General features: G+C 49.3%; 22 protein-coding genes and 1 riboswitch. Of the genes, 10 read left to right on the top strand and 12 right to left on the bottom strand.

The window, feature by feature from the left end; all coding sequences use genetic code 11:
* Positions 1 to 275: 275 nt before the first annotated feature.
* Both OCU14_RS07975 and OCU14_RS07970 read left to right on the top strand, forming a co-directional pair.
* Positions 276 to 1,562, top strand: coding sequence for a dicarboxylate/amino acid:cation symporter (locus OCU14_RS07975; RefSeq protein WP_261810566.1), 1,287 nt, complete (start codon positions 276 to 278; stop codon positions 1,560 to 1,562).
* A 739-nt stretch (positions 1,563 to 2,301) separates the two neighbouring features.
* Positions 2,302 to 2,470: riboswitch (M-box (ykoK) riboswitch) on the bottom strand.
* 201 nt (positions 2,471 to 2,671) lie between these two features.
* A complete protein-coding gene (locus OCU14_RS07970; protein WP_261810565.1) occupies positions 2,672 to 3,235 on the top strand; it encodes a peroxiredoxin in 564 nt (187 codons plus the stop codon).
* 88 nt (positions 3,236 to 3,323) lie between these two features.
* Here OCU14_RS07970 and OCU14_RS07965 read toward each other — a convergent pair whose 3' ends face one another.
* On the bottom strand, positions 3,324 to 3,671 hold the full coding sequence (locus OCU14_RS07965) for a hypothetical protein (protein ID WP_057878942.1): 348 nt from the start codon (positions 3,669 to 3,671) through the stop codon (positions 3,324 to 3,326).
* A gap of 255 nt (positions 3,672 to 3,926) precedes the next feature.
* Between OCU14_RS07965 and OCU14_RS07960 the strand changes: the two genes are divergently transcribed.
* Positions 3,927 to 4,190 (top strand): hypothetical protein, encoded by a 264-nt coding sequence (locus OCU14_RS07960; protein ID WP_261810564.1) that lies wholly within the window; start codon positions 3,927 to 3,929, stop codon positions 4,188 to 4,190.
* Positions 4,191 to 4,260: 70 nt separating this feature from the next.
* Here OCU14_RS07960 and gnd read toward each other — a convergent pair whose 3' ends face one another.
* Positions 4,261 to 5,700, bottom strand: coding sequence for an NADP-dependent phosphogluconate dehydrogenase (gene gnd, locus OCU14_RS07955; protein WP_261810563.1), 1,440 nt, complete (start codon positions 5,698 to 5,700; stop codon positions 4,261 to 4,263).
* A 152-nt stretch (positions 5,701 to 5,852) separates the two neighbouring features.
* On the bottom strand, positions 5,853 to 6,278 hold the full coding sequence (locus OCU14_RS07950) for a MarR family winged helix-turn-helix transcriptional regulator (RefSeq protein ID WP_261810562.1): 426 nt from the start codon (positions 6,276 to 6,278) through the stop codon (positions 5,853 to 5,855).
* A gap of 80 nt (positions 6,279 to 6,358) precedes the next feature.
* On the opposite strand from OCU14_RS07950, the gene OCU14_RS07945 reads away from it, so the two are divergent.
* Complete coding sequence (locus OCU14_RS07945; RefSeq protein ID WP_261810561.1) at positions 6,359 to 6,808, top strand: GNAT family N-acetyltransferase; 450 nt, start codon at positions 6,359 to 6,361, stop codon at positions 6,806 to 6,808.
* 41 nt (positions 6,809 to 6,849) lie between these two features.
* Here OCU14_RS07945 and zwf read toward each other — a convergent pair whose 3' ends face one another.
* A complete protein-coding gene (gene zwf, locus OCU14_RS07940; protein WP_261810560.1) occupies positions 6,850 to 8,337 on the bottom strand; it encodes a glucose-6-phosphate dehydrogenase in 1,488 nt (495 codons plus the stop codon).
* A 572-nt stretch (positions 8,338 to 8,909) separates the two neighbouring features.
* Here zwf and OCU14_RS07935 point away from each other — a divergent pair.
* The gene (locus tag OCU14_RS07935) at positions 8,910 to 9,716 is read left to right on the top strand and encodes an Ig-like domain-containing protein (protein ID WP_261810559.1); all 807 of its coding nucleotides are present in this window, start codon (positions 8,910 to 8,912) and stop codon (positions 9,714 to 9,716) included.
* 84 nt (positions 9,717 to 9,800) lie between these two features.
* Here OCU14_RS07935 and OCU14_RS07930 read toward each other — a convergent pair whose 3' ends face one another.
* The 3 genes from OCU14_RS07930 to OCU14_RS07920 all read right to left on the bottom strand — a co-directional run bounded on the left by OCU14_RS07930 (position 9,801) and on the right by OCU14_RS07920 (position 16,301).
* Positions 9,801 to 11,702 carry a heavy metal translocating P-type ATPase gene (locus OCU14_RS07930; protein ID WP_261810558.1) on the bottom strand — a complete coding sequence of 634 codons (1,902 nt, stop codon included), beginning with the start codon at positions 11,700 to 11,702 and terminating at the stop codon, positions 9,801 to 9,803.
* An 827-nt stretch (positions 11,703 to 12,529) separates the two neighbouring features.
* The gene (locus OCU14_RS07925) at positions 12,530 to 14,839 is read right to left on the bottom strand and encodes a glycoside hydrolase family 31 protein (protein WP_261810557.1); all 2,310 of its coding nucleotides are present in this window, start codon (positions 14,837 to 14,839) and stop codon (positions 12,530 to 12,532) included.
* A 31-nt stretch (positions 14,840 to 14,870) separates the two neighbouring features.
* Complete coding sequence (locus OCU14_RS07920; RefSeq protein WP_261810556.1) at positions 14,871 to 16,301, bottom strand: SLC45 family MFS transporter; 1,431 nt, start codon at positions 16,299 to 16,301, stop codon at positions 14,871 to 14,873.
* A gap of 182 nt (positions 16,302 to 16,483) precedes the next feature.
* Between OCU14_RS07920 and OCU14_RS07915 the strand changes: the two genes are divergently transcribed.
* Positions 16,484 to 17,461 (top strand): LacI family DNA-binding transcriptional regulator, encoded by a 978-nt coding sequence (locus tag OCU14_RS07915; protein ID WP_261810555.1) that lies wholly within the window; start codon positions 16,484 to 16,486, stop codon positions 17,459 to 17,461.
* Between the two features lie 102 nt (positions 17,462 to 17,563).
* Here the strand turns inward: OCU14_RS07915 and OCU14_RS07910 are convergent, their stop codons facing one another.
* On the bottom strand, positions 17,564 to 18,127 hold the full coding sequence (locus tag OCU14_RS07910; RefSeq protein ID WP_261810554.1) for a Dps family protein: 564 nt from the start codon (positions 18,125 to 18,127) through the stop codon (positions 17,564 to 17,566).
* 29 nt (positions 18,128 to 18,156) lie between these two features.
* Positions 18,157 to 18,384, bottom strand: coding sequence for a heavy-metal-associated domain-containing protein (locus OCU14_RS07905; protein ID WP_261810553.1), 228 nt, complete (start codon positions 18,382 to 18,384; stop codon positions 18,157 to 18,159).
* Between the two features lie 237 nt (positions 18,385 to 18,621).
* Between OCU14_RS07905 and OCU14_RS07900 the strand changes: the two genes are divergently transcribed.
* Positions 18,622 to 19,800 (top strand): MDR family MFS transporter, encoded by a 1,179-nt coding sequence (locus tag OCU14_RS07900; RefSeq protein WP_261810552.1) that lies wholly within the window; start codon positions 18,622 to 18,624, stop codon positions 19,798 to 19,800.
* A 111-nt stretch (positions 19,801 to 19,911) separates the two neighbouring features.
* Here OCU14_RS07900 and OCU14_RS07895 read toward each other — a convergent pair whose 3' ends face one another.
* Positions 19,912 to 20,673: a nitroreductase family protein gene (locus OCU14_RS07895; RefSeq protein WP_261810551.1), complete on the bottom strand. Its 762-nt coding sequence runs from the start codon at positions 20,671 to 20,673 to the stop codon at positions 19,912 to 19,914.
* Positions 20,666 to 21,139, bottom strand: a complete 474-nt coding sequence (gene nrdI / locus OCU14_RS07890; protein ID WP_261810550.1) for a class Ib ribonucleoside-diphosphate reductase assembly flavoprotein NrdI — start codon at positions 21,137 to 21,139, stop codon at positions 20,666 to 20,668. Before nrdI ends, OCU14_RS07895 begins: the two co-directional genes overlap by 8 nt.
* Positions 21,140 to 21,508: 369 nt before the next feature.
* Here nrdI and OCU14_RS07885 point away from each other — a divergent pair, with 369 nt between their 5' ends.
* The 3 genes from OCU14_RS07885 (at position 21,509) to OCU14_RS07875 (ending at position 25,720) form a co-directional block, all read left to right on the top strand.
* Positions 21,509 to 23,023, top strand: a complete 1,515-nt coding sequence (locus OCU14_RS07885) for an ABC-F family ATP-binding cassette domain-containing protein (protein ID WP_261810549.1) — start codon at positions 21,509 to 21,511, stop codon at positions 23,021 to 23,023.
* Between the two features lie 134 nt (positions 23,024 to 23,157).
* Positions 23,158 to 24,582 carry a DHA2 family efflux MFS transporter permease subunit gene (locus OCU14_RS07880; RefSeq protein WP_261810548.1) on the top strand — a complete coding sequence of 475 codons (1,425 nt, stop codon included), beginning with the start codon at positions 23,158 to 23,160 and terminating at the stop codon, positions 24,580 to 24,582.
* A 199-nt stretch (positions 24,583 to 24,781) separates the two neighbouring features.
* Entirely contained in the window at positions 24,782 to 25,720 is a 939-nt protein-coding gene (locus OCU14_RS07875; RefSeq protein ID WP_261810547.1) for a hypothetical protein, read from the top strand.
* 62 nt (positions 25,721 to 25,782) lie between these two features.
* Here OCU14_RS07875 and OCU14_RS07870 read toward each other — a convergent pair whose 3' ends face one another.
* Positions 25,783 to 26,700, bottom strand: coding sequence for an AEC family transporter (locus OCU14_RS07870; protein ID WP_261810546.1), 918 nt, complete (start codon positions 26,698 to 26,700; stop codon positions 25,783 to 25,785).
* Positions 26,701 to 26,818: the final 118 nt, after the last annotated feature.

Below are 26,818 nucleotides of genomic sequence, written 5' to 3'. Positions count from 1 at the left end.
AACACGGAAGTTAAGCTTCAGCACGCTGATAGTAGTTGGGGGATCGCCCCCTGCGAGGATAGGACGTTGCCACGCGACTTGTGGAATCCAGAGATGGGTTCCACTTTTTTTATAAGCTAAATTTGCGACCGAGTTAATTAGTAAAGGGCTAACTCTAGTTGTCATGCTGGGCCCTTGGTCGGGCCAGAGCATTGTGCTATGCTGGTACTTGTCGTTAGTTTAGTAACAAAACAGAACCTAAAAACAAACTATCTTGGAAATGGGTGGAAAATATTATGAAGACGTATCGTAGCTACCGCCTGAGTTTGGGGTGGCAGATCTTGATTGGGTTGGTACTCGGCATTGTGCTGGGTTCAATTTTCTATCAAAATAAGATTGCTATCACGGCCATGCAGAATATTGGGAACATGTTTATCGGGTTAATCCAGATGATTGTTTTACCAATCGTGGTGTCTTGTCTAACCGTTGGAATTGCCAATATGGGCGACATCAAGAAGCTTGGCCGGGTCGGTGGGAAGACTATTCTGTACTTTGAAATTATGACGACCATCGCAATTGCCTTAGGGCTGTTGGTCGGCAATATCTTCCACCCAGGGGACTTTATCGACATTCATCAACTACATAGTACCGATATCAGTCAATACGTCTCATCGGCAAAATCAGCTAAGGATTCTGGCATCTGGGCCACACTGATGGGAATTATTCCCACCAACTTCTTCAAGTCACTCTCTGAGGGTGACATGATGCCGATTATTTTCTTCTCCGTCTTCTTTGGACTGGGGACTGCCGCTATTGGGAAGCAGGGCCAGGTCATCATCGACTTCCTGGATGCTGTTTCTCAAGTCATGTTCCGGGTAACTAACTGGGTCATGCATACTGCACCAATTGGGGTGTGTGCCTTAATTGGGGTTACCATCGCACAAATGGGACTGTCGGCCCTAGCGCCACTGGGCTACTTTATTGTGTTAGCGTATGGCACAATGGCACTGTTCATCGTGGTTTTCATGGGCCTTGCTGCTCGGATGTTTGGCTTTCATCTGAAGGATTTACTCTATGTCATTAAGGATGAGGCTGTTCTTGCCTTCTCGACGGCGAGTTCTGAAGCCGCCTTACCCCGTCTGATCGACAAGATGGACAAGTTCGGGGTGAGTCAAGGGATTGTGTCGTTTGTGATTCCAACCGGTTACACGTTTAACCTGGATGGGTCCGCGATCTATCAATCACTGGCGGCACTCTTCCTCGCTCAGGCTTATCATATCCACCTGAGCCTTGGTCAACAGATTACCCTCCTCGTGGTCCTCATGATTACCAGTAAGGGCATGGCGGGCGTCCCAGGGGCCTCTTTCGTGGTTCTGTTGGCAACGGTCTCCACTATTGGCGTGCCAATGAGCGGATTGACCTTCATTGCCGGAATTGACCGGTTGGTCGACATGGGTCGGACGGCCGTTAACGTGGTCGGTAACTCACTAGCCACGGTTATCATTGGTAAATCTGAACACGAATTTAGCGAAGAAAAGAGCCAGGCCTATCTTGCGAAATTACGAGAGGCTAGTGCCAAATAAATAAGCAAAAAAATCCCCACAATTCTGGCTAGAATTGTGGGGATTTTTTACATTGATAATAGCTATAACCGATTAATAGTGGCTTGCCGCGCTTGCGGGGTGATTCCCATCAGCCCATGGGTCACGGCGACCGGCTAGTAATCAGATAAATTTAGAATTGTGGTTGTTAGTCGTATCGACCGTCAGAGATTAAAAACCAACCTAGTTGAAACGGCGTCAGTTACGGGAAGTTCTTCTCACCTCAGGGTTCCCCCAGGGGCAGAGCAGGTTACGGTTGTTGTAACGCTATTCGGACTAACACGTCAGTGCATCATAGTGGAATAGTGCCGAGAAAAACGATGTAACTCTAGCTTGCGTTATCCATTAAGTGGCCGAATCCGATTAGCTCCAAACGAGTTCAGAGAAGTCCAGTCGCCATACAGTTGGTTGCAACACCAACGACGGCTGAATAAAGGCAGCTAATCGATTCCGTTCAAAGTCTAGTGGTCGAACCTCCGCATCAAGCTACGGAGTCCGGGCACGGGAAAGCTAGAGAACAGGTCTCCTCAAAGCGTCAACCAAGAGGTGTGAACTGGCAATAACTTTCCCACCGGCGAGTAATAACTCGCTCCAGGATCATCAATATGTGGCGTTGTCATGTTCAATCACCTCCTAAAGTAAACGACAGTGACAACTGTAATAAATTAAAAGCGCTTAGCCGCGACCGGCTAAGCGCACAATTAAAAAGCAATTTGTGTACAGAATTTGCCAGTCGTTGAGTTTTAGCACTATACGGCGTAGTTAAAGATTCATAACAGCTACATTAGAACAGGCCTTAATTTGACCTGCACAGCTGACTCATTGGCGTTTCTCGACGTTTCTGAGCAGTAGCATTTTCCGTATAGGAGCCTCACCTAACAGCTTCTAATTTATCTTACAAGTTCAGTTTAACTGATTTTCATGGCAATTGCAACCCTTTAGCTTAATGAAAATCGAATGATTATTATAATAACGAACTAAAAATATATTTATAAAATTTGACTTAATTTAGAATGATTCTTGACTAGTTGTCCGTGAGCGGTTATCCTGAGGGTGAACCATGACTATTTAGAATGAGGGGAGCAAATATTATGAACTTTATTGGCACTGCATTACCCGACTTTCAAGTTAACGCGTTTCAAGCAGGCGAGGTGATTCCGGTCACACCGGCAACCCTGCAGCATCACTGGTCGGTTCTGTTCTTCTATCCGGCGGACTTTTCCTTTGTCTGTCCGACCGAATTGGGGGACTTGGCCGATCATTATGCGGCCTTCCAGAAGTTAAATGCTGAAATCTACAGTATTTCAGAGGACACGGAGTTCGTTCACCAGGCTTGGCACGCGCAGAGTCCTGAGGTTGGTAAGGTGGATTATCCGATGATTGCCGATCCAGCTGGTGTTCTTGCCCGACACTACGAAGTGTTGGACGAACAGGCGGGTCAAGCTTACCGTGGGGTCTTCATCCTCGATGAGGAGGGGCGTGTTCGTTCCTATACCGTCAATGACATGGGGGTTGGTCGCAACGCCGAGGAGATTCTCCGGACGTTGACGGCCGCCCAATTCGTAGCCGAACACGGCGATCGCGTCTGTCCCGCCAACTGGCATCCCGGTGAAAGTACCCTGAAGCCAGGGACCGATCTCGTGGGTAAACTTTAAAATTTGACATGAGTATACAGCAAGGGAGGCTCACCGCTAATCGGTGGGCCTCCCTTATTTAGGCCGGTAAACAAACCGGACTTCTCAGTTAGATCCCTTGTTGTACCTTGGCGTATTGCTGGGTGTACCAGCCTTCCCAAGTGTTATCCTTCAGGGCACCATTGTCGGTAAATGATAAACCGATAGTCTTTAAAATCTCAATGAATGACGATTGCTTATACTGCAACACCCCAGCAGCGAGTTGTTCTGGGCTGAACGACTGGTTAGCGTACAGGTACTGGTTAACGTCGTTCATCACGTAGTCCACCTTATACTGAGACAAGATTTCCAAGTCGTTCTTGCGGTAGTGCGCAATGTAAAAGTGGACGAAGTCGGTCAATGCGGTTGACTGAGCGTGTTCATCCAGGTCAGTGATTGATAAATCTGGGTTTTGCAAAATGGTGACCTCCTCAAAGTCTAAGTTTCAATTGGTATCGGTCATGTCGATCGGTGCGCTACCTTTATTATGGCACACTTTACACACGGGTAAAGTAAACTGGTGAAATTTTTTCGGTGCGGCTGGGATTTCGCTGGTGAGTCACAACTTTTTTCTGAAAACTATTGTCATAGGGTGTTAACTTTGTTACACTATATCTATAAACAAAATCAACTGATGACTATTAGCTTTATCTAAAAAAAGGAGGAACTTCCAATGACTGAAAAACTACTCTTAGATCCGAAGGACCTGCAAGTGCTAGCCGACCACCTCAATGAGTGGTCTCATTGGCGGCAGATGAAAGACCGCGATACGGCCGATTCCAATTGGGATCACTTCATTGCCAAGAGTCGTGAGAAGTCAGCGTGGGAAGCTGGTTTAGCCAGCGAAATTGACCACTGGGAAAGCCTCCACGCCCTACAAATGTCCTTAACAGATAAACTCACCGGTCGAACTTACGGGGGCCATACGCGCCAATAAACAGGGATTAACGCCGAATTAAATGAACGAAAAAAGACGTCGCGAGGGCGTCTTTTTTAGGTTTAAAGATTTATTGTTCTTCGTACCATGAGTAGTGGAAGTTACCTGGGCGGTCAGTACGTTCGTACGTGTGAGCACCGAAGTAGTCCCGTTGTGCTTGCAGCAAGTTAGCTGGCAAGACTTCAGCACGGAAGCTGTCGTAGTAGGTAATTGAAGCAGACAGACCTGGTACTGGAATCCCAGCTTGAACGGCTACAGAGACAACGTCGCGGATTGATTCTTGGTACTTAGTGGCGATGTCCTTGAAGTAGTCATCGAACAGCAAGTTGGTCAACTTAGGATCCTTGTCAAAAGCATCCGTAATGTTCTGGAGGAATTGGGCCCGGATAATGCAGCCGCCACGCCAGATTTGTGCTAATTGACCAAATTGGAGATCCCAATCGTAAGATTCTGAAGCGATCCGGAGTTGTTCGAAACCTTGAGCATAGCTCATCAACTTACCGAAGAAGAGGGCTTGACGAACCTTTTCGATGAATTCAGTCTTGTCACCGAAGTCAGCGTTACCTTGCTTTGCAGCAGCTGGTAAGGCCTTAGAAGCCTTCACACGTTCGTCCTTCATCATTGAGATGTAACGAGCGTAGACGGATTCAGTGATAACAGATTGAGGTACTTGAATGTTCAAAGCATCTTCTGAACTCCACTTACCAGTACCCTTGTTGTTCCCACGGTCTAAGATCATGTCAACAATAGGCTTGCTCTTGTCGTCGCCTAAGTCATCTTTACGAGTCAAGATGTCAGCGGTGATTTCGATCAAGTAACTGTCAAGTTCGCCCTTGTTCCAGTCTTTGAAGATGTCAGCCATATCATCAACTGAAATACCAGCAACGTTACGCATGATGTTGTAAGCTTCATCGATCAGCTCTTCATCACCGTATTCGATACCGTTGTGGACCATCTTTACGTAGTGACCGGCACCGTTAGGCCCGATGTAGGTAACACATGGCTTGCCATCTTGTTCTGCCTTAGCAGAGATTTGTTCCAAGATTGGGGCAACTAAGTCGTAGGCTTCCTTTTGGCCACCAGGCATCAAGGAAGGTCCTTGTAAGGCACCCAGTTCACCACCGGAAACACCCATCCCGATGAAGTTGATACCGGACTTGTCCAGTTCAGCATTCCGTGCAATCGTGTCGTGGAAGTTCGTGTTCCCACCATCGATTAACACGTCACCCTTGTCAAGCAGGGGTAAGAGTTCTTGAATGACGGCATCGGTTGGCTTACCAGCCTTAACCATCAAAAGAATCCGACGAGGTGTTTCCAAAGACTTAACGAAGTCTTCTACATTGTAACTAGGGATTAATTTCTTTTCACTGTGGTCTTGCATGACTTGTTTAGTCTTGCTTTCGGAACGGTTGAAGATCCCGACTGTGTAGCCGCGACTTTCGATGTTAAGGGCAAGGTTCTTACCCATAACTGCCATACCAACAACACCAATGTTAGCTTTTTCTGCCATTAGAAACCTTCCTTTTCTGATTGAAATTAGATTCGAATTTTCCATCTCCTAGTGTAGCATTGAACAATAGGAAATTAAACTATTTTGACTACTTTTTTTCAAAAAATATTTATTTTTGTAAAAAAATTTCTTTTATCAGCATTAGTAAACGCTTACTCGGTCTGATAGTTCCGAATGTTGTGGGCAACCTTGGCTAAAAGTTCTTCTAGAATGAGTTTTTCTCCGTCTGAAAGTCCGGCTGTACCGATGGCGAGGATTTGTTGTTCATAGGCTTCTAGTTCCGAATAGATGGCACGACCCTTGGCAGTGACCACAAGGGGACGCGCCTTTTTATTGGTACTGTCCGTCTGGCGCGCAACGTAATCGTGGGTGATGAGCCGGCGAACAACGCGCAGGCAGGTTGAAGGGTCCACGTGGAGTTGACTGGCCAGTTCGGTTTGTGTGATCCCGGGGTGTTCATTGATTCGCATCAGATAGATGAACTGGCTGTTTTGCAGATCATCCTTCTGAAAAAGATGATTACCGACGTCCGAGGTTGCCCGGGCGATGAGACCGATACTTCGAAATGAATTTGGCATTTTTCCTCCTGATATAGTTGCATATGAAATTAAAAAGTGGGATGATGGTCCCTATATTATAACACACGAAAAGGTGATAAATGATGATTAAATGGCGCGGTTCTACCCTTGAAGGGTTATCGGCTTCAGAACTTTATAAGACTTCATATGAACGTATTAGGACGTTTGTTGTTGCACAGACCCGGCCTTACCAAGAGATCGATGAGATTGATCCAGTAGCCCACCATATCTTGGGGATGCAGGGCGAAAGGCTGGTGGCTTATGCTCGGGTATTCCGTGAAGGTGACCACGTGACCTTTGGCCGAGTTCTGACAATCCCTGAAGTTCGCGGTCAGGGACTTGGTCGACAATTGATGACTCAGATTGAGGCAGAGATTCGCCATGATTTTTCTGGGTACGTGATTCAGATCGAAGCCCAGATTGACAAGCAAGGTTTTTATGAGAAGTTTGGTTATGTCGCCCAGGGACCGGTATTTGATTTTCATGGGAGTCCTCACATTCGGATGGATAAAGCGCCTTTGAGCAAATAAAAACAGGATTGACCAATTGGCCAATCCTGTCGGTTAGAAAACTAGTTATTTAAACGGTAGATCCATTCACGGTGGTCGCGTTGAATGAGTTCTTCAGCGGCGGCTGGTCCCATTGAATGTGGGGTGTAGTTAGGGAATTGTGGTTCTTGTAAGTCCCAAACACGACGGATTTGGTCCACGAACTTCCAGGCGTAAGAAACTTCTGGCCAGCTGGAGAAGTTGGTCCCGTCACCCTTCAAGACGTCGTGTAACAGACGCTCGTAAGGTTCTGGCGTTTCCTTAGACTTTTCGGCATCAACCAGATAGTCCAACTTGATTGGTTCCGTAGAGAAGCCAGTGTCATTGGTCTTGGCGTTCAATTGTAAGGAGAACCCAGCGTGTGGTTCAACGAAGATCGTCAAAACGTTGGCAGCCAGTGGCGTGTTCTTACTCTGTGGGAAGGCAAAGATGTCGACGAGTGGACGCTTGAAGACAACGTCAACACGGGTAAACTTGTCGGCTAACATCTTACCAGTCCGGATGTAGAATGGGGTCCCTGACCAACGGTAGTTGTCAAAGAGGAGCTTCCCGGCAACGAAAGTTTCAGTCGTTGAGTCGTGAGGCACGTTGTCTTCGTGACGGTAGTCGGCTTGGTCGTTGATGGCACCGTATTGGCCACGAACGAAGTTGGTTGCGGCGTCGGCAACGTTGTAAACACGCAGACTCCGTAAAGCCTTGACCTTTTCAGCTCGGATATCGGTATCCGTGAAGGCAACAGGTTGTTCCATGGCTAACAGGGAAACGATTTGCATGATATGGTTCTGAACCATGTCACGTAAGGCCCCACTGTTGTCGTAGTAGTTGGCCCGTTCTTCAACCCCCAGCTTTTCGGACAGCGTCACTTGGATGTTGTCGATGTACCGGTTGTTCCAGAGGGATTCAACTAAGGTGTTACCGAAGCGCAGGGCTTCGATGTTTTGAATCATTTCCTTACCCAAGTAGTGGTCAATTCGGAAGATTTGGTTTTCATCAAAGGATTGGCTCAGGGCATCGTTTAATTGTTTTGCGGAATCGTAGTCGCGGCCGAATGGCTTTTCGATGACCAGACGGTTGAAGACATCTGGGCCATCTGACAACAAGCCTTGGGTCTTTAAGTCTTGGGCAATCGTACCGAAGAATTGAGGGGCCATTGATAGGTAGAAAATCCGGTGGCCTTCTGCCTTGTACTTCTTATCGAGTTTTTCGATAAGTTCCTTCAAGACGGAGTAGTGGGCTGCGTTGGTCACATCATGGTCTTGGTAGTAGAAGTGGGAAACGAAATCGGTGGCTTCTTTGGAGTCAGTCCGATTACCACTATCCGCTAAAGACTTTTTGATGGCTTCGCGGAACTTTTCGTCGTCCATTTTTTGCCGTGAAGTCCCAATTACAGCGAAATGAGACCGTAAGTTACCTTTACGGTACAGGTTAAAGAGACTTGGATAGAGTTTCCGGTAAGCTAAGTCACCGGTACCCCCGAAGAATAAGAATACAGCTTTGCGTTCAGTTGCCAAGAGATCGTCACTCCTTAAATTTATAAAATCCGTTAGTGTGTCTGTCAAAGAAAATCGGCGGTGCACGCGTTGCTCTCCCGGGTCAGTGCCGGTGCCGGGATCCGTGATTTGTCCAGACGGTGTGTCTAGAACACTTCTGAAGCTCATTATACGCTAGTTTTCAGTGAAACGCGACCGTTTTTAAAGCAAGAAATTAAAATAAAGACAACCGGTTGCAATACAGTGAAAACAACGTTTACAGCAGCTTTCACATTTTATGAAAATGAAATGATTTGGTCGAATTGATCATGAAAACAGGTTTCGCAGGTCTCGGTCAATGAAATCGCTGTCACGGACAGTTTAGCAGAATCATCATTAGAAGTAACGAAGAATGACTCGCTAATCGGGCCCGCAAACGGGGGTAACGTTGGCTATTGAAAATTTTATATAAGGTTAATTTTAAGTGTTATTAAAAAACGATAAATTTGATGGCGGATCTGAACCGTTTCCAGGGATTTCTGGTATACTAACAGTCGGTTAGAAAATACTGTTCTGGCGGGCTTCCGTCGGACAACTAAGGGGTCAGGAAAACAATGAAAAAATTTATGGTGGCTTTGACTGGGTTAGTAACATTGGCAACAGTAGGGGCCGTTGTTCCAGCTACGGCAGTTAACTCTGTTGTGACGGCACATGCCGCACATGTTGGACCTAGTTTGAGTGTCAACGCAATTTACAGTTCTTCCAAGAAGGTAACGGGGAAGGCCACAAAGGGCTCTAAGATTACCATCAAGGCAACTAAGAATGCCAAGAAGAACTTAGGTAGCGCTAAGGCTTCTAGCAAGACCGGTAAGTACACGGTTAAGTTAGCCAAGTCTTTGAAGAAGAACAGTAACGTTTACGTCTACGCAACGAAGTCCAAGACGTCCTTCTACCGGATCATCCGCGTTGAAGCCAAGAAGGCTGCTGCAACCACAACGAAGAAGACCACTGCTAAGAAGACTACGACGACTAAGAAGACGACTGCCAAGAAGACCACGACGGCTAAGAAGAGTGCCGCTAAGTTTACGGTTAAGACCCCAACGGGTACTTGGAAGTCCAACACGGCTAACAAGTATTCTCAAGTTTGGAAGTTTAGCCAAAAGACTGGTTTAAACCAATACCTTTACAAGAATGGTAAGAAAGTTAAGACCTTAACGTCTTACGCAACTTACAGTGTTTCTGCTAAGACCCCAACGTTCTGGAAGATTACTTACGCACCTAAGAACTCTAAGAGCAAGAAGACCGTTTACTTACGGTTCACTTCTGCTAAGAAGTTCAAGATCGTTAACGCTAAGAACAAGGTTATCTCCACTAAGGCCGGCGTTGCACCAGCTGCTAAGTGGACGTTTGCTAAGAAGTAAACAACCTCCGTTCTTATAAAATAGCTAATAATAAAATGACCGCTCGTCAGTGATGATGAGCGGTCATTTTTGAGTTGCATGGTTTTAGTTAGTGGCGAGTTGTTGAACGGGTTCCGGGGTCGGTTTGTTTAACCGTGGCCGGTAACCAATCAGCCGCATGGCGTTGAAGATAACGACGAGGATTGAGGCTTCGTGAACGAACATTCCACTGGCCATGTAGATGTAGCCATAGACTAATCCGATTAACAGGAAGACCACTGTGGCAATCGCGATGAAGATGTTCTCCTTGGTGTTGGCCGAGGTCTTCTTGGCTAAGCCAATCGCATGGTTCAACGCGGTGAAGCTGGACTGCATCAGGACCACATCGGCTGTTTCGATGGCGACATCGGTCCCACCACCCATGGCAATTCCGATGTTGGCGGTGGCTAAGGAAGGACTGTCGTTAATCCCATCCCCAACGAAGGCGACGTTACGACCCATATCTTGGAACTTCTTGACGAAGGTGACCTTGTCACTTGGCAGGAGGTCGGCGTGAACTTCATCGATTCCTAGGGATTCAGCGACGGCCTGAGCCGTGGCTTGGTTGTCACCGGTTAACATCACGAGGCGCTTGATCCCCTGACGCTTGAGGGCAGCCAGAGCGGCTGGCACCTCTGGACGAACCGTGTCAGCGACACCGAGAATCGCGGCTAATTGGCCTTGGTAACCGACGAGGACCGTTGATTGGCCGTCGTCTTGCAGGGTATGGAGGTCAGTGAGTTGAGCGGCAGTTAAGTCAATTCCGTTGTCCTTTAAGAGGGCAGCATTTCCGACGTAAAGGGGGGTATTGTGCCACTGCCCAACCATCCCGCGACCCTTGATAGTTTCAGTGGTCATCTTACCAGCGTTTGCAGCGACGTGAGCGGCTAAGTGCTGGCTAATGGCGGTGGCTAAGGGGTGATCGGAGGTCTGTTCGACCTGCGCGACGGCACCTAAGAGCTGGTCGTCATCGGTGTAACGCTTGAGGCTAGCGACGTCCATCTTGCCAGTTGTCAGAGTACCAGTTTTGTCAAAGACTAATGTATCGACCTTGGCTAGGCTGTCCACGACGTCTCCACCCTTGATGAGGATCCCATTTTTCGCGCCGTTACCAATCCCGGCAACGTTGGAAACGGGGGCACCGATAACCAAGGCACCAGGACATCCGAGAACCAGCACCGTGATGGCGAGCCGGAGGTTTTGGGAGAAGGCAAAGACCAGAATGGCAATTACCAGGACAGCTGGCGTGTAGTACTGGGCAAATTTATCAATAAATTTTTCGGCAGGGGACTTGGTGTCTTGGGCTTCTTCGACCAGTTCGATAATCTTAGAGAAGGTTGTTTCATCCCCGACTTGGGTGGCCTCGACCTGCAACGTGCCACTTTCAACAATGGCGCCGGAGTAGACGCTATCCCCGTTGTGCTTATTTAAGGGGCGAGATTCACCGGTGATGGAGGATTCATTCACATAGCCAGAACCATCAACGATTTTCCCATCGACGGGCACTTGGCCACCGGCCTTAACTAAAACGACGTTACCTTCCTCGAGGTCATCGACATCAACTTCTTCAGTTGCACCGTCGTTACTGACCAGAAGTGCCGTGGTTGGGGCCATTTCAGTGAGGGACTGGATAGCGCCACGCGTCTTGGCCAACGTCTTTTGTTCGAGGTAGGACCCGAAGAGAAAGAGGAACGTCACGATGGCCGATTCCTCAAATTCACCGATGGCGAAGGCCCCGATAACGGCGATGCCGACTAGAAGTTCAATGCTGAAAACCTTGGCACGCAGGGCACTGATGGTCCGGAGAACAATGGGGGCTGCGGCGATGATAGAGGCAATGATCCACGCCGTATCGGTTACATAAGGGACGTGGGTGAACCAGGTGTTTAGGAAGCCGAGAATGATGAGCCCGGCCGACCAGAAGGTAATTGGATTCGTGTGAGAGTAGATATAACGTTGAAATGCCATAAGTGAGCGATCCTTTCTTTAACTAAGTGATTAAATTGTTTCGTCCTTGTTTATGTCTCTATTATGCCTGCGACGGGGGATGATTAACTTGATGTGAATCAAGTTGGCGAATTTAATTTATCATTTTGTTTGGGTCGCCTGCGGTGACCAGGAGTTTCGTCCTGTGGGGCACGGGTGAAGCCGAAGAGCGGTCTTCACCCTCGCTTTAAGCCTCACTAAAGCCGTGAGTCTTAAAGGCGTCCCGGGCTGTAAGACCGGAAATTCACCGGTCAAACAGCCCCGACACAGGACTACGCCCCTGGTCACCTCCGGCTATGGCGACAACGGCTGAGATTAAGAAAGTTGTTACAAACTTTCTGGTTTTCCATTCGGGGAATGAAACTTGTATTGAATTAGGCTAGGCAGTGGCTAGAAATGACAAACATTCGTCAGGCGAGACTGTTAAACGAATGCTATCCCTATCCATAAGATACAGATAGGGGCCATTCAGTTATATGGAGAATTGAATTAAGCGCTGAATATGTTTGATGTTAGTTGAATTTGGTCGACAATCTTAGCCTTCGGCGGGCGGGTGCGGAAGCCTGTGTCGGTGGTGTTAGGGCGGTGGGCTTCCGGCCTTACACCACGGGACGTCTTCGAGACCCCGATCCTAGGGGCTTGAGGACGAGGTTGAAGACCGGCCTTTGGCTTCAACCGTGCCCCATAGGCTGGGAGCACCCGCCCGCCGTAGGCGGACCAACCCACGAACTAATCCATGAACCAACTTCAGGACACAATAAAACCCGCCGCAAACCAATAACAGGTTTGTGGCGGGTAATGAGGTTAGCTTATTTGAGGACGTAGCCATCGCTAGCTGTGTCGTAATGTAAGGTAACAGAGCTGTCAGGCAAGTCGACGGTAATCGTCTGGTAGGCTGGTTCGAAGCCGTGGTGTAACAGGTTAACCGCAACTTCACCATCCTTGACGGTCACTTCATAACGGTTAAATTCGCCGTTTTGGTAATTGAAGTCTAAGCCATCGTCTTGGTAGTGTTCATAGGTGCCTTCGTTACCGAAGAGTTTGAACGTCATGGCCTTATCAGGTTCTTCACTGATGTGGTCGACGCTAGGACCCCATGGTAAGAGGGTGTTAGCCTTGATGAACAGTGGCAACTTGTCGAGTGGGGCATCCACGACGATGTCTTGTTGGCCATCGTATTCGCGGTTGTTCCAGAAGTCAATCCACTTGCCGGCTGGCAGGTAGACCAACCGCTTGATCTTGGACTTTTCAACGATAGGGGCGACGAGAATGTCATCACCGACCATGAATTCGTCGTTTAAGTCGCGTGTCCGTGGGTCGTCATCGTAGTTCAAGACTAATGGCCGCATGATTGGCAGACCATTTTGACTCTCCTGAGCGAACAGGTCGTACAGGTATGGAATGAAGTGGTAACGCAACTTCAGGTATTTCCGGTAAATCGACAAGGTTGGTTCACCGAAGCTCCAAGGTTCTTGGTGCCGAGTACCCATGGCCGCGTGGTTTCGCAACAGGGGACTGAAGATAGCGGCTTCAATCCACCGTGTCAACAGTTCGGCGTTGGTATCTGAGGCAAAGCCCCCAATATCGGTGCCGACGAAGCTGAAACCACTCATCCCTAAGTTACAGATTTGAGGGATCATCATTTGGATATGTGGCCAGATACTGCGGTTATCACCTGTCCAAACAGTGGCATACTTTTGAGTCCCAGCATAGGCTGCCCGCGTGATAACGTAAGGGCGACGACCTTGTTGTTCCTTTAAACCAGTGTAGGTTGCCTTGGCCATGTTGTGACCATAGACGTTGTGCATCTTCTTATGAGTTGATGGGGTTTCTTGGTCACTGAAGACCGTATCGTCGGGGATGTCACCCTCGAAGCTTGCGGGTTCATTCATGTCGATCCAGACACCACCAACACCGTTGTCAGTTAAGAACTTATTGTTGTTAGCCCACCACTTGCGAACTTCGGGACGACCGAAGTCAGGGAAGGCGGAGTCACCAGGCCAAACTTTATTGATATAAACCTTGTTGTCTGGTGTCTTGACGAAGTAATCGTGCTTAACCCCTTCGGCGTAGGTCTTGTAGTCAGGATCCTTCTTAACACCGGGATCGATGATTGGAATAACCTTGATACCACGCTTCTTTAATTTAGCAACGAAGGCCTTAGGGTCACCCTCGAACTTGTTCTTGTCCCAAGTGAAGACCCGGTAACCATCCATGTAGTCGACGTCGAAGTGAATGGCATCGCATGGTAAGTCGTACTTCTTTAAACCATCGGCAATGTCTTGAACTTGCTTCTGGCTGGCACTGTAACCCCAACGTGATTGTTGGTAACCCAGTGTCCACTTTTGTGGTAAAGGCACGCGACCAGTTAAGTAAGTGTAGTTGGTGACGACATCCTTCAAGCTAGAACCACCTAAGATGTAGTAGTCTAGGTTACCTTCAACGGCTGAGTAGAAGTAGTAATTAGGGTTTTCCTTACCCATATCGAAGTGGGCCTTGTAGGTGTTGTCGAAGAATAAACCGAATGGGTGACCATTCTTCAAGCCCAACATAACTGGGATGGACTTGTACAGGTTCTTAAAGTGTTCCAGTTGTGGTTGCGGATTGTCGGCGTTCCAGTTGTCGTATTCGAAGCCACGCTTGTCCAGGTACCCGGTCTTATCACCGAGCCCATAGAGGTGTTCGTCGGGAGCCAAAGACTTGATCAGTTCGAAGAAGCCAGTGTCAGAGCTGACGGTGGACTTGGAAACGGAGTGACCCTCGGCCTTAACTAGGCGTTCGTGAACCTTGTCGATTCCCTTATCGAGCAATTGGCGCTTGCCACGATAGTCTGTGACGAGGGCGTTACCGTCCTGGTCATAGGCGTCGACGTGACGGTCGGCATCTAACTTAATGGTCAGGGCCGCTGTCTTGACTTCGTAGTGGTCACCGGCATCTGTGACGGTGTAAGCCGCCTTGGTTTCCTTATTGCCTTCAATGGCATAGGATTGACCCTTTTCACCGCGGTCTTCGAAGATCCGAACGATGGCATCGGTGAGCACCGTTACTTGTAAAGGATGCTCTGGATAGTCAAAGGTCACGGTTTGATTAGCTTGTTTATATTGTGGTAATTCAGACATAGAAATTCGCTCCTCTTCCTTTAAAAATCCGTTAGGCAGCGTCGTCAGATAAGTCCTTTTGTGGCTTGTCTTGCTTGATAACGCTGATCGTCAATACGGCAATTAACATGGAGATCCCGGCGACTAACATCATGCCAGGCATGGACTTGCCGACCAACTTGAAGACGAAGAAACTAGCAACTGACGCAATGATTTGTGGTAAACAAATTGTTCCGTTAAAGATCCCAATGTAAGACCCTTCATTAGACCCATCCAATGATGAAGTGAAAATGTTGAAGGGTTCAACGTGGACCGTGAAGAAGCCAATCCCGATTAAGATGAATGGCAGGATTAATAAGTACTGGTTGTGAATGAAGAAGACCCAGATTAATCCAACGGCGAAGCTCCCAATACCGAAACGGTACCAGAACTTACGCTTGAATGGGTTGGTGTGAGATAAGACCAGGAACCCGTATAAAACGGCAGCCATGGATTGAACGAAAGTTAAAATCCCGTACCAGTTCCCAGCGGCTTGATAACCGGCAGAAGTGGCGTTGGTGGTGTTCCAAACGTTTTGAGCGATGGCACCAGTGGTGTAAGTCCACATGTATTGAATCCCAATCCAAGCGAACATTTGAACAACGGCAACTTCCCAGAGAGCCTTTGGGGCTTCCTTGATTAACTGCCAGAGTGGCTTGGTGTTCTTGTGTGATTCTGGATCGATGTGGTGATACATCGCAAACGTTTCAGGATCGTATTCCTTAACAGTGTGGATCGTGTAAGCAGAAATCCCTAACAGAATAGCGGCACCAATGTAGAAGGCTAAACGTACAGATAATGGCACGACACCCTTCTTAGCAACGTTGGCAACTCCGAAGAAGGTTAAAACGAATGGGAGTAAGGTGGCAAGCACCCCACCAAGGTTACTGAAGGCTTGTTGCCAAGACCAAGCTTTATCCTTCTGGCTTTCGTTGACCATGTCCCCGATAATCATCCGGAATGGTTGCATACAGATGTTGCTGGACAGGTCCATGAAGGCAATGGCGATAGCCCCGAAGAGCAAGGCGGCCATGGATCCGTAACCGAAACCAAATGATCCGGCGTTAGGCAAGAGAATCATGACCAGTGCGGCAACAGGGGCACTGAACAAGAGGTAAGGCATCCGCCGACCAAAACGGTTCCAGGTCCGGTCGGAATACTTCCCAACAAGTGGTTGGACGATTAATCCAGCCAATGGCGGCAAGATGAAGAAGAAGCCTAAGCTATTCGGGTCGGCACCGATGGTTTGGAAAATCCGACTCATTTGAGACGATTGTAATGAGAAGGCCATGTTGACACCACAGAAACCAAATGTGATGGCGAAGAGGGTCTTCCACGGTAAATTCGGTAGTGAGTTAGAAAGTGAAGCGGTCTTATTGCCGGTATCGGCCGTGACTTTGTGATCTCCTACTGGGTTAGCTGCAGGTGCTGTTTGTTGTTTCATAAATAATTGCATCCCCTTGGTATGTATAATTTCAGAAATCCTTTTGACAAGATCATCGTAGCACTTTACGTAAACGTTTACAATACCCTATTAACGCCAAGGTAAACGTTTACGCTATGAGCTGTTAAAGTTGGCAAATTTAGACTATAATGGACATATCCTAAACGAAAGTGGGGGTTGTGATGAAGCCAACAATTAAAGATATTGCGGCCAGATCCGGCGTCTCAATTGCGACAGTTTCACGAGTGCTGAGCCAGAAAACCGGCACTTACAGCGAAAAGACCCAGGCCAAAATTTTACGAATTGCAAAAGAACTCGGCTACCGAAAAAATACGGCAGCGGTCGAGTTAGTGAAGAAACGATCAGCAGTGATCGCCGTGATTTTGAACGCAACCCCGACGAACTTTTCGACGGGGGTTATCGATGGCATTCAAAAACGGGCGAGTGAATTGGGGCAGGGGGTCATCATCCTGTATGCGGGGAACCGGGATGACCAGATGCTCCACAAGGCCATTGTGACGGCGTTGGAGCGGACTGTTTCCGGGATTCTGTTGACCGCCATCGAACCGGATGATGCGGATCTCACCCTATTAAAGGACTCGGGAATTCCATTTTGCTTCGTTTCCCTCTACTTAAATCAACCAAAGATTTTATCGGTCAGTTCAAATAATGAAAGTATCACGTCGCAAGCCGTGGACTACCTGGTCGAACAGGGGCACACGGCGATTGCTTTAGCCGGGATCGATGGGTACCACACCGGGACGCAACGGATTACCGGGTATGAAGCGGGCTTGAAGGCTCATGGCATCACGACCTCGTGCATCAAGTATGGGGACTACAGTTATGAGTCCGGCCGCAAACTCTTGCAGGAATTTCTCCCACTCAAGGTGACCGCCATCATCACGGCTAGTGACATGATCGCGGCAGGGATCCTGAATGCCGCCCAAGAGGTAGGCATTCGGGTTCCGGAAGACCTGTCGTTGGTGAGCATTGACGGGACGATCATTTGTAATATCACGACGCCGGGTCTGACCAGTGTGACGCAGGACTTCTATCGTATCGGGAGTCGGAGCGTCGACCAGGTCATGGGGCACGACGTGGAGACGTTTGTCCCAGTTAAGATTGATAAACGTGGCAGTGTTAAACAATTGGAAAAATAAAGGAAAGCCCCGCAATCAACGAAGATTGCGAGGTTTTTTGTCAAAAAAACAGGATCGCTAACACCTCGCAGTGTGTAAGCGATCCTGTTTAGAATTTACAGATTAGTCTTCGTCATCATCATCGTCTTCTTCGTCCAGACCGTCGCGGGCATCGTTGCCCAGCAAGGCTTGGAGTTCACGGATGATGTGGTTGTTGGTCCCACGCAGATCGGTTAGGAAGCTGGCTAAGGCTGGGCGTTCTTCCTTCTCGGCGAGCTTGATAGCCCGATCAATGAAGAGGTTGTGGGTATCGGCATCGTGGACCAGTTCACTGACTTGGTCTTCGGCGGCCAGATACTTCTTATCGCCACTCTCTTGCAGCATGTTGTAATCGTGGAATTCTTTTGTGGTGGTCGAGACAATCTCGCCCTCATCCAAGAGGAGTTCACCTAAGGCGTCGAATTGTGTCCGGTAGGTGGCAATGTAGTCACTGAGTAACTGGCGAACGCTGAGTGCCAGCGGTCCCTTGACGGACCAGCGCACCTGGTGAAATTTCACGATGGAAATGTGGAGGTTAGCCAGGATGTGATTGGTCATGGCCCCAGCCGTTGGGACGTGGTGATCGTGTTCGGTTTGGGCTTGTTCGGCAGCGTAGCGGTCTTCAATACTCATAGTCGTTGTGGTCATTAGATGAACTTCCTTTCAAATTTAGGGGATTAGAGTGCCTTAACTTTAGAACTCTTCACGGTGTAGCCGAGGTCGGTGACGGTGTCGGCTAGGCTTTCAGCGGTGACGGTGGCGTCATCGAACTCAGCCTTAATCTTGCTGGCATTGAAGAGCACCTTGACGTTCTTCACGCCGTCTTTCTTACTAAGGGCGCCTTCGATCTTGGTCATGCAAGAGGGGCAGGTCAGGTCGTCTAATTTCATGGTTACTTTACTCATAAATAAAAACCTCCTTAGGTTTTTCGTTTGTCTTGATTACATAACCTAGTATAGAGGGCCGTAATTTGAAAATACTTGACTCAGATCAAGTTGCGCAAATATTTCAAAATCTCTTAAAAGTGGTCAAAAATCGTGAAAAAGGGCGGTTTAAAGGCGATTTTGAAGCGTTGTAGTTTCGGTTTATCTATGAGTATGAGACAATAGGATTAATGAGACAAAATAAGTGAGGGAAAGTAAATGTCGAAAAGCAACAAGGAAGTCAGTCTAGCAGGGATCCTCTCAGCAACCCTGTTACTTAATGCGGCTGCGGCGTGTATGTGGCCATTAACGACTGTGTATATGCATGATGAGTTACATCAAACTCTGACGCTCGCAGGGATCGCGCTGTTGGGAATGTCGCTGTGTATGATTTTGGGAAATTGGCTGGGTGGCTGGTTGTTTGATAACTGGTCCCCATTTAAGACAGGGCTCTCGGGAACGTTGATTTCGTTCGTTCCGATGCTCCTGCTGATCTTTTTCCATGGCTGGCCCATCTTCGGGATTATGCTACTCTTCATTGGCCTGGGTGACGGAATCGTGATGACCGTGGTGAACTCTTACGCGGCCAACGTTCAATCGATTGGTAGTCGCCGGGTCTTTAATTACCTCTATATTGGGATGAACTTAGGGGTGGTATTGGGGACGCTGATGGTGGGGTACCTGATGGATCATGGGGTGACCCTGGTCTTCATGGCTGCCAGCATCTGTTATACGGCGTTGCTGATTATCTTCGTGGCGGACTTCCGGATGGATATCGTGACTAAGACGCATAAACATGCCAAGGGTCCAGCCAAACCAGCTCAGTTGAAGCTGATCTGGATGATCAGTGCCTTAGTGTTCTGTCTATACGTGGGGTACTCCCTCTGGGAAAGTGTGATTTCCGTGCACATGACCAGCCTCGGGATCTCCTTTGAAAAGTATAGTTTGCTCTGGACGTTAAATGGGATTCTCATTGTCTTTGGGCAACCACTAGCCAACCGAATCGGGACTTATTTCAAGATGAGTTCACAGATTGGGGTCGGCACGTTCGTCTTCATCATGTCGTTCTTAATGCTGGTATTTGCTAAGACCTATGCGATGTTCGTCGTCACCATGATCGTCTTAACGTTGGGTGAAATGACCGGGTTCCCGGGTATTCCTGCGTGGATCGACAAGCTTGCCGGTGACAACGAAAAAGGGAAGTTCCAAGGAATCTATAACATGGCCATTTCCTTTGGCCGAGCGGTCGGCCCGTTATATGGTGGGTTGATTATCGAATATGGGAGTTACCACTCCCTCTTCCTCTCCGTAACGGTCGTGATGTTGGTGGCATTGGCCGCCGTCATGCTACGGAACCGGCATAATCAAATGCGGTTACGTAAGGAACAGAATAAATAAATTGATAGATTCCCCTGAATTGGTGCTGAACCAGTTCGGGGGATTTTTTTGGCTTGGCGTCCAGCAGTCAAAAATGACCCGGAAGATTGGTCTTCCAGGTCGTCATGGGTTTTATTCCGTGGGGACATCAGTGAGAAATCCTTGTTGTTTGAGTGCCGCCGTGATGCCGGCCCGTTGCTGCGGATCACGAGAAAATTCCGTGAGAATGTGGTGGGTGTAGGTTTCTTCACGTTGATGGCTACCCCGTTGCTGGTAGTAGCTGGTAATAGTGCGATCATAAGCTGCTAGTTGTGGATCGGTGGGATCTAAAGGCTGGTAGGTATTGGTAAAATGCATGAGTTTTTGGGGCAACCGTGGCTTCTGCTCAGGTTGTTCCGCTGGGTGGCCGATGGCCAAGCCCAGCACTGGAAAGGTGAGGTAGGGCAGATCGAAGGTCTGGATGAGACGCGGGACGTCGTTGAGGACACTCCCCATGATGGTGCTCCCGAGTCCCAGACTTTCACCAGCCGTGACGACCGCCTCGATGGCAATCGTCGCGTCGAAAATTCCCGCCAGCAGTTTGTCGGTACTGTGAAGGTTCGTCTGTGTCGTAGCCGAGTCCCCTGCCAGTTTGGCATTACGCGCTTGGTCGGCGATGAAGAGAAAGTAGTGGCCAGCTTTTTCGAGCCAATGGTGACCGGTGATTTCACCGAGAACGGCCAACTTGGCGGGATCGGTCACACTAATAATGCTGACCTGTTGGGAAAAGGTGCTGGTGGCCGCGTGTTGAGCCGCCGTAATCAGGGTCGCAATCTCTGTGGTCGTCAGTTTTTCTGAGGTGAAGTGGCGAATACTGCGGTGCGCCATTAGGGTGGCAATTGTTGGATTAGTCATTGGCCACCACCGCCTTCATGCGGGTGACGAGGGCGTCGTAAACCCGTTGTTCGTCGCGGGGAACCCCGCGAAGTTCATAGTTGGCAATGAAGGGCGCGTCAAATTTTTTAGCGTAACGCTTCGCGGTCAGACAGTATTGCTCATTGAAGTTCCGGTTGCCACTCCCCACGACCCCAATCAGGTGCTGGGCGTTCTGGTCGTAGGCAATATATTCCCCCATGACATTGGTCATGAGTTCCTTGACGCCGTTGTCGATCCCATTCCCGCCATCAAGATAGGTGGGGACGAAACAGAAGTAGGGCTGGGTTTCGTCGACAAAGTCACTGGCTTCGCTGATTTCTGTGGCCGTAATCGTTGGTAATTCTGAGTCGCTTTCGTGTTGTTTGGCGGCGAAGGCCGTGAGATTTTCAACAAAGTTCCGGGTGTTACCCTCAATTGAAATGTATAAAACGCGTAATGGCTGCATAAAATTTCCCTCCGCTTTCAAAATTTACAATTACTATCAGTGTACTCGGATCGCGGGTGAAATGCTCCTAAGAATGACTCGTTAATTCCTGACATCTGGGAGGAAACTTGTCAAAATTCGGCCAATATGCTATTCTAGGGCTACTTTAAGAAAGAACGAGGTATTCAGCCGATGCGTAACTAATCAATTCTCAACTGTTTGTCAGCACCATCCCACGAGTCTAGGGGTGGAGTGGGCCTGCATTTGGGATTGATGGTTACGCCGACTGAGTTGCCAAAGCAACCGGTGGGCGCCGTTTCCAATTGGGAAACGCGACCACTTTTTTTGTGCGGTGCCATCAATCCCTGCTTTCAAAAGGGGGACGATCTTTTGACACAAATAACCTTAACAAATTTAACGAAAATAGTTGCTGGTGAAACGCTTTTCACGGCAGAACGATTAACGGCACAAACTGGCGATCGCGTCGGCATTATCGGGGCTAATGGTGGTGGGAAAACCACCTTGGCGCGCATCATCGCAGGCGTTGATACTGACTTTGAGGGGACTCGCGCCGTGAGCGAGAGTGTTCAATTAGTGCCCCAGATTGCGCCGGTCGTCGGCCGATCTGGGGGGCAAAGCATGCTCGATCGAGTTCGTCGTGCGCTGAGCCAGCACCGAGCCATTCTGATTTTGGATGAACCTTCGGCTAACTTGGATGACCGTCATCAGGACTGGCTACAACAACAGCTCCTACACTATCCGGGCCTCCTGATTGTGATTTCTCATGACCGGGACCTATTAACAACGGTGGCGACGCAGATCTGGTCGCTCGAAAACCAGCAATATACGCAATACAACGGGGATTACACCCATTTCATGAGTGCCCGGCAACAGACACGGGACAATACCCTGTCGCAGTATCATCGGGAACAACGAGAACGCCGTGAGCTCCAACAGGCGGTCCAATCGCGCCACGAGAAGGCCGCCCGGGTGCGCAAGGGCGGTCGTCGGTTGACGCCAGCCGAACGGAGTAACACGCGTTCGATTCGGGAACAGAATGCCGGCAAGATGGAGCGTGGTGCCCGGGCCTTACAGGACCGCGCCGATCGCCAAACGACGACGGTTAAGCCCCATGAGGCCGCACCGATTAAATTACTAGCGACCGACTTGCCACCAGTAACCGGAAAGTACCTGATTACCGTGGATGACCTGCATCTGACCCATGGTAAGCATGACCTGGCTAACCACGTTCGGTTGCGGATTAAGCCCGGCGAACGGGTCGCCCTGAGTGGGCCTAACGGCAGTGGCAAGACGACCCTGATTACCGCGGTGTTGAACCACGCCGATCAGACACGTCTAGCGCCCAGTGCTCGGGTGGGTTACTTCCATCAGGACATGACGGCGTTACCCGCCGATCAAACGGTCTGGGGATTTCTCAGTCGGGCTACAACGCTCGATCGTAACCGTACTCGGCAGATCATGGGGGCGTTTGGTCTGACGGCGACGTTCTATGACCGGCCGATCGGCGATCTCAGTGGCGGCGAGCGGGTGAAGTTACAGCTCCTGGGAATTCTGGTGAGTGCCAGCAATCTCTTGGTTCTAGACGAACCCACGAATTATCTGGATTTACCGGCCCTACAAGCACTGGAAGACTTTCTTGTGGGTTATCCGGGAACCGTCCTCTTCGTGGCTCACGACCAGGCCTTTCGCCAGAAGGTGGCTACGCGCACGGTGGTTCTGCAGGATCAAGAGCTACAGGATCCTGCGCACAGCGCCAAGGGTGTTCCAGTTTCGGATTTGCCCCGACTGCAGTTTGAATATGATCAGTTGATGATGGCACCGGAATTAGATACGAAACGGTTGCGGGAACTGCGCGACCAGATTGCGGCAGCCAAGCGGGACTAATTTCGGCAGTTACAAGGAAAAAAATGAGAATAATTCTTTTTTAGAAACTTTTTGAGCGGGATCGCTTACGAAGTTTCTTTTTTTCTGGTAGAGTAATCCATTGTGTGAATATTTGAAAGAGAGTGTGAAAACAAATGGATTCAGTACAAAATAGCCAAGCTAATGAGGTGCAACAGGCCCGAGTGCCAGTGGCGCATCCAACGCTTGCCATGATGGGGATGCTCATTGGAGGATTTGTTGGGATGTTTTCTGAAACATCCTTGAATATTGCTTTACCCCAACTGATGACCCAGCTTAACGTGTCCACCGCAACGATTCAATGGTTGGTTACCGGTTATATGTTAATGGTTGGTGTGGTTTTGCCACTATCCAGTATTATTACGAAATGGTTCACGACTCGGCAGGTTATCCTGTTTGCGTTAGTGGCCTTTGCTGTTGGGGCCGTCATTTCGGCCTCCGCGCCGGGTTTTGGCGTGTTACTTTTCGGACGGATGATTCAAGGGGTCGCCAATGGGTTGATCCTGCCACTGATGTTTACGGTGGCCATGCAGATCTTTCCGCCATATAAGTTAGGGGCTGCCATGGGGATGGTCAGTCTGGTTGTCATGTTTGCCCCCGCTGTTGGGCCAACGCTAGCTGGTCTGGTCCTCGGGATTGCTTCTTGGCGGTGGATCTTCTGGTTGTTTGTGCCATTTCTGGTCATTGCCTTCATCTTTGCCGTAACTTCACTGAAGAATATCGCGCCAGTTACCCGGCCCAAGGTTGATTTCCTCTCAATCGTGTTATCCACGATTGGATTTGGGAGCCTGGTTATGGGAGTTAGTCTGGCCAGTGACAACGGTTGGGTCTCATTACCTGTTATCGGGAGTCTGCTCGTTGGGCTCGTTGTTCTGGCCTGGTACACGCATCGGCAATTAAACATGGAAAAGCCGATTCTAAACTTACGGGCCTTTGCCATTCCTGGTTTCCGAATTGGAGCTAGCCTGGTTATGATTAATTTTGGAATTATTCTTTCCGCGATGTATTTATTACCTATGTACATTCAAAAAGGGGTCTTGATTCCCGTGGCCTTGACCGGGATCATTATGTTTCCAGGTGGGATTGTGAATGCCATCGTCTCCGCCGCTGCTGGGCGTTTGTACGACCGGGTAGGGGCACGGATGCCAGTTCGTTTGGGATTCATCATCTCAATGGCTGGGGCCGTCTTGTTGGCCCTTACTACGACCAGCAGTGCCATCTGGTACATTATCTTGGCCCACGTTATCTTGATGATTGGGGCACCCTTGGCCATGTCGCCATCGCAAACCCATGGGTTGAACGCCTTAACGGGGCCGCTTGCGGCTGATGGTAGTGCAATTATGAATACCTTCCAACAAATTGTTGGGGCCATTTCGACGGCGATCGCCACGAGTCTGTTAGGCATAGGGCAAGTTGCTTACGGTGCCGGTAGTCGGGCTGCGGCCTTCGTTAACGGGGCACACTATGGCTTCTACTTTACGTTTATCATGGCTTTTGTCGGTTTCCTCTTAGCACTCCGTTTACCTAAGCAGGAGCAGTAATTTAAATTTAATCTTGGTGAACCTCGGCCGATTAGCCGGGGTTCTTTTGCTGTTTTCAGAAAAGATTGGGCAAGCGTTCGTGTCACAGAAAGGGTGATCTGACCTGAATATCACGTCCTATTGTGCTATAATCGAAAATACTTTGTTAATGAACGAATTGTATACCATTGAATGACAGTTAGGAGGATCAAAGAGCGTGATGCATTTGAGTAAACGTGAGAGTCGAGATTATCTAATAGGATTTGTTTTCGTGTTGGCAATGGTTGGCGTAGCGACCTGGTTAAATGACTACGAAATCATTCTCCCTGAGATTGCTGCCCTGACCACCGGAACGTGGATTTACCACAAGAGCGACTGGGTTAGCCAACCCTTGAAGATATTCTTGGCGCCATCGGGGACGGCCGTGATTGGGTTCGTCGTGAACCAGTTGCCAATTAACTATCCGGAAAAGATCCTATTAACCCTACTATTTGTACTGATGCTACTGAAGGGCTTGCGTTCGGTCTTGGCACCGTCATTTGCGACGGGGCTGTTGCCAATCATCGTCAATGCCACGCACATGTCCTTTATCGTGGCAATCTTTGCCTTTACACTGATTCTTATGGCAGGGGTGTTAATTGCGGGTCTCCAGAAGGGCCAACCCACGCCAGAACCTATTCAACTCAAACACATGGTGCTGTTTGCCATTGCCGCAGTGATTTGGGTGGCGGCCGTCTGGCTGTCTGGGCATCCACAGATGGCCGGTATTCCCCCAGTCTTCGTGGTCCTCTTCGAAGTGATTCAGAAGCCCAAGTACGCGGGAAAAATGGCCATCAAACAGATCATCGCGCTCAGTGGGGCCGCGACGATTGGGGTCGTGGTGCACGTCCTGATTGCTTCGTGGTTACTGACGACATTGATTAGCCTGCCACTGGTCTTCTTGCTCCTACAGCTCTTACGGATCAAGTTGCCCGCAGCCTACGCTTTTCCACCACTAGCCTTGGTCTTACCAGCTGGCATGTTCCATACCCTGCCAATTGCAGCGGTTTTGGCTTCCTGCCTGTTGTTGGGGATGGCCTATGGTTACAAGAAGGTCGCCCCAATGGTGAGTGGTTTCTTCGCGAACCGACGGCAAGTGGCACCGGATCAAGAAAACTGAGATTAAACTAAAAACGACCGTTCATCAGGAAGAATACCCTGGTGAACGGTCGTTTTATATTTTTATAGGCTGCCTAAGGCAAAGACCAATGGAATCGTTACGAGGCTACAGATTGTCGAGACACTCATTAACGTTACGGCAGGTGTGGTATCGCCGTGAGCCTGAAGAGTGAACAACACCACGTTGCCGGCTACCGGACAGGCTGCCATGAGCACGGTGGTGTAGAACGGAATTCCCGTGACACCCAAGAGTCGTAATAAAAGAATATCGATGATTGGAAATAGCAGGTTACGACAGACCAGAGCCCACAACAATCGGTAGTTCAAGGCTTGACGATTCAGCCGAACCGCCGCCAAACTATTCCCGATGACGATCATGGAGAGTGGGGTGTTAATGGAACTGACCGCCGTGACCGTTTGGTTTAATAGGCTAGGTAAATGGAGTGGACTCACGAAGAGCAGTAGACCAAAGGCGATAGCGATGATGTTTGGGTTCAAAAGGATCGCGCGCCAGTTGCGATCACCGGAGTGGGATCGAAAGAGGGCGATACCATGGGTCCAACAGAAAAGGTTGAAGCCAGCCAATGAGGCCACTGCGAAGAAGACCCCATTGTTGCCAAAGAGCGCGCTGGCCAAGGGAATTCCCATGAAGCCGGCGTTGGAATAGACGGCACCGAAGCGCATGATGCGCTGGAGATTGGGATCCTTGACCGATCGAAAGGCCACCTGGGTGATGAGCACCATCACCAGGTAGGTGAGGATGATCCCGAGCATGACGAGCCCGAGACTTCGCAGGCGAGTCGCCGAAAAGTGTTGCTCGAAGGCCTTGATGATCAGGCAGGGCGACACCACGTAGAGCAGGATGTTGGTGAGGTCACTGGCGGTTTGGGCGCGCATGAAACCAAGCTTGTTAATCAGCAGGCCCACGGCCATTAGCAGAAACATCAGGATAATTTGATTGGTTAATTGTGCGATAGCCACGACGCGGCTTCCTTTCTAAATGGGCATACCGTTCATTATGGTCGTGGCGTGGGAAGGTTGTCAACGGTAAATCGGCAGCGCACCCGTTCACGGAGCCCATTGCACACGAAAACAGCCG

The sequence above is a fragment of the Levilactobacillus humaensis genome (assembly GCF_024345185.1).
Lineage (GTDB): Bacteria > Bacillota > Bacilli > Lactobacillales > Lactobacillaceae > Levilactobacillus > Levilactobacillus humaensis.
The sequence above is the reverse complement of the archived record's forward strand: the minus strand, read 5'-3'. Positions and strand labels throughout refer to the sequence as shown.

Excerpts from the sequence above, each read along its gene's own strand:
- OCU14_RS07910 (WP_261810554.1), bottom strand. The coding sequence starts at position 18,127 with ATGACCACAACGACTATGAGTATTGAAGACCGCTACGCTGCCGAACAA.
- OCU14_RS07925 (WP_261810557.1), bottom strand. The coding sequence starts at position 14,839 with ATGTCTGAATTACCACAATATAAACAAGCTAATCAAACCGTGACCTTT.
- OCU14_RS07945 (WP_261810561.1), top strand. The coding sequence starts at position 6,359 with ATGATGATTAAATGGCGCGGTTCTACCCTTGAAGGGTTATCGGCTTCA.
- OCU14_RS07975 (WP_261810566.1), top strand. The coding sequence starts at position 276 with ATGAAGACGTATCGTAGCTACCGCCTGAGTTTGGGGTGGCAGATCTTG.
- OCU14_RS07875 (WP_261810547.1), top strand. The coding sequence starts at position 24,782 with ATGCATTTGAGTAAACGTGAGAGTCGAGATTATCTAATAGGATTTGTT.
- OCU14_RS07930 (WP_261810558.1), bottom strand. The coding sequence starts at position 11,702 with ATGGCATTTCAACGTTATATCTACTCTCACACGAATCCAATTACCTTC.
- OCU14_RS07950 (WP_261810562.1), bottom strand. The coding sequence starts at position 6,278 with ATGCCAAATTCATTTCGAAGTATCGGTCTCATCGCCCGGGCAACCTCG.
- OCU14_RS07905 (WP_261810553.1), bottom strand. The coding sequence starts at position 18,384 with ATGAGTAAAGTAACCATGAAATTAGACGACCTGACCTGCCCCTCTTGC.
- OCU14_RS07895 (WP_261810551.1), bottom strand. The coding sequence starts at position 20,673 with ATGACTAATCCAACAATTGCCACCCTAATGGCGCACCGCAGTATTCGC.
- OCU14_RS07935 (WP_261810559.1), top strand. The coding sequence starts at position 8,910 with ATGAAAAAATTTATGGTGGCTTTGACTGGGTTAGTAACATTGGCAACA.
- gnd (WP_261810563.1), bottom strand. The coding sequence starts at position 5,700 with ATGGCAGAAAAAGCTAACATTGGTGTTGTTGGTATGGCAGTTATGGGT.
- OCU14_RS07900 (WP_261810552.1), top strand. The coding sequence starts at position 18,622 with ATGTCGAAAAGCAACAAGGAAGTCAGTCTAGCAGGGATCCTCTCAGCA.
- OCU14_RS07880 (WP_261810548.1), top strand. The coding sequence starts at position 23,158 with ATGGATTCAGTACAAAATAGCCAAGCTAATGAGGTGCAACAGGCCCGA.
- nrdI (WP_261810550.1), bottom strand. The coding sequence starts at position 21,139 with ATGCAGCCATTACGCGTTTTATACATTTCAATTGAGGGTAACACCCGG.
- OCU14_RS07970 (WP_261810565.1), top strand. The coding sequence starts at position 2,672 with ATGAACTTTATTGGCACTGCATTACCCGACTTTCAAGTTAACGCGTTT.
- OCU14_RS07960 (WP_261810564.1), top strand. The coding sequence starts at position 3,927 with ATGACTGAAAAACTACTCTTAGATCCGAAGGACCTGCAAGTGCTAGCC.
- OCU14_RS07920 (WP_261810556.1), bottom strand. The coding sequence starts at position 16,301 with ATGAAACAACAAACAGCACCTGCAGCTAACCCAGTAGGAGATCACAAA.
- OCU14_RS07915 (WP_261810555.1), top strand. The coding sequence starts at position 16,484 with ATGAAGCCAACAATTAAAGATATTGCGGCCAGATCCGGCGTCTCAATT.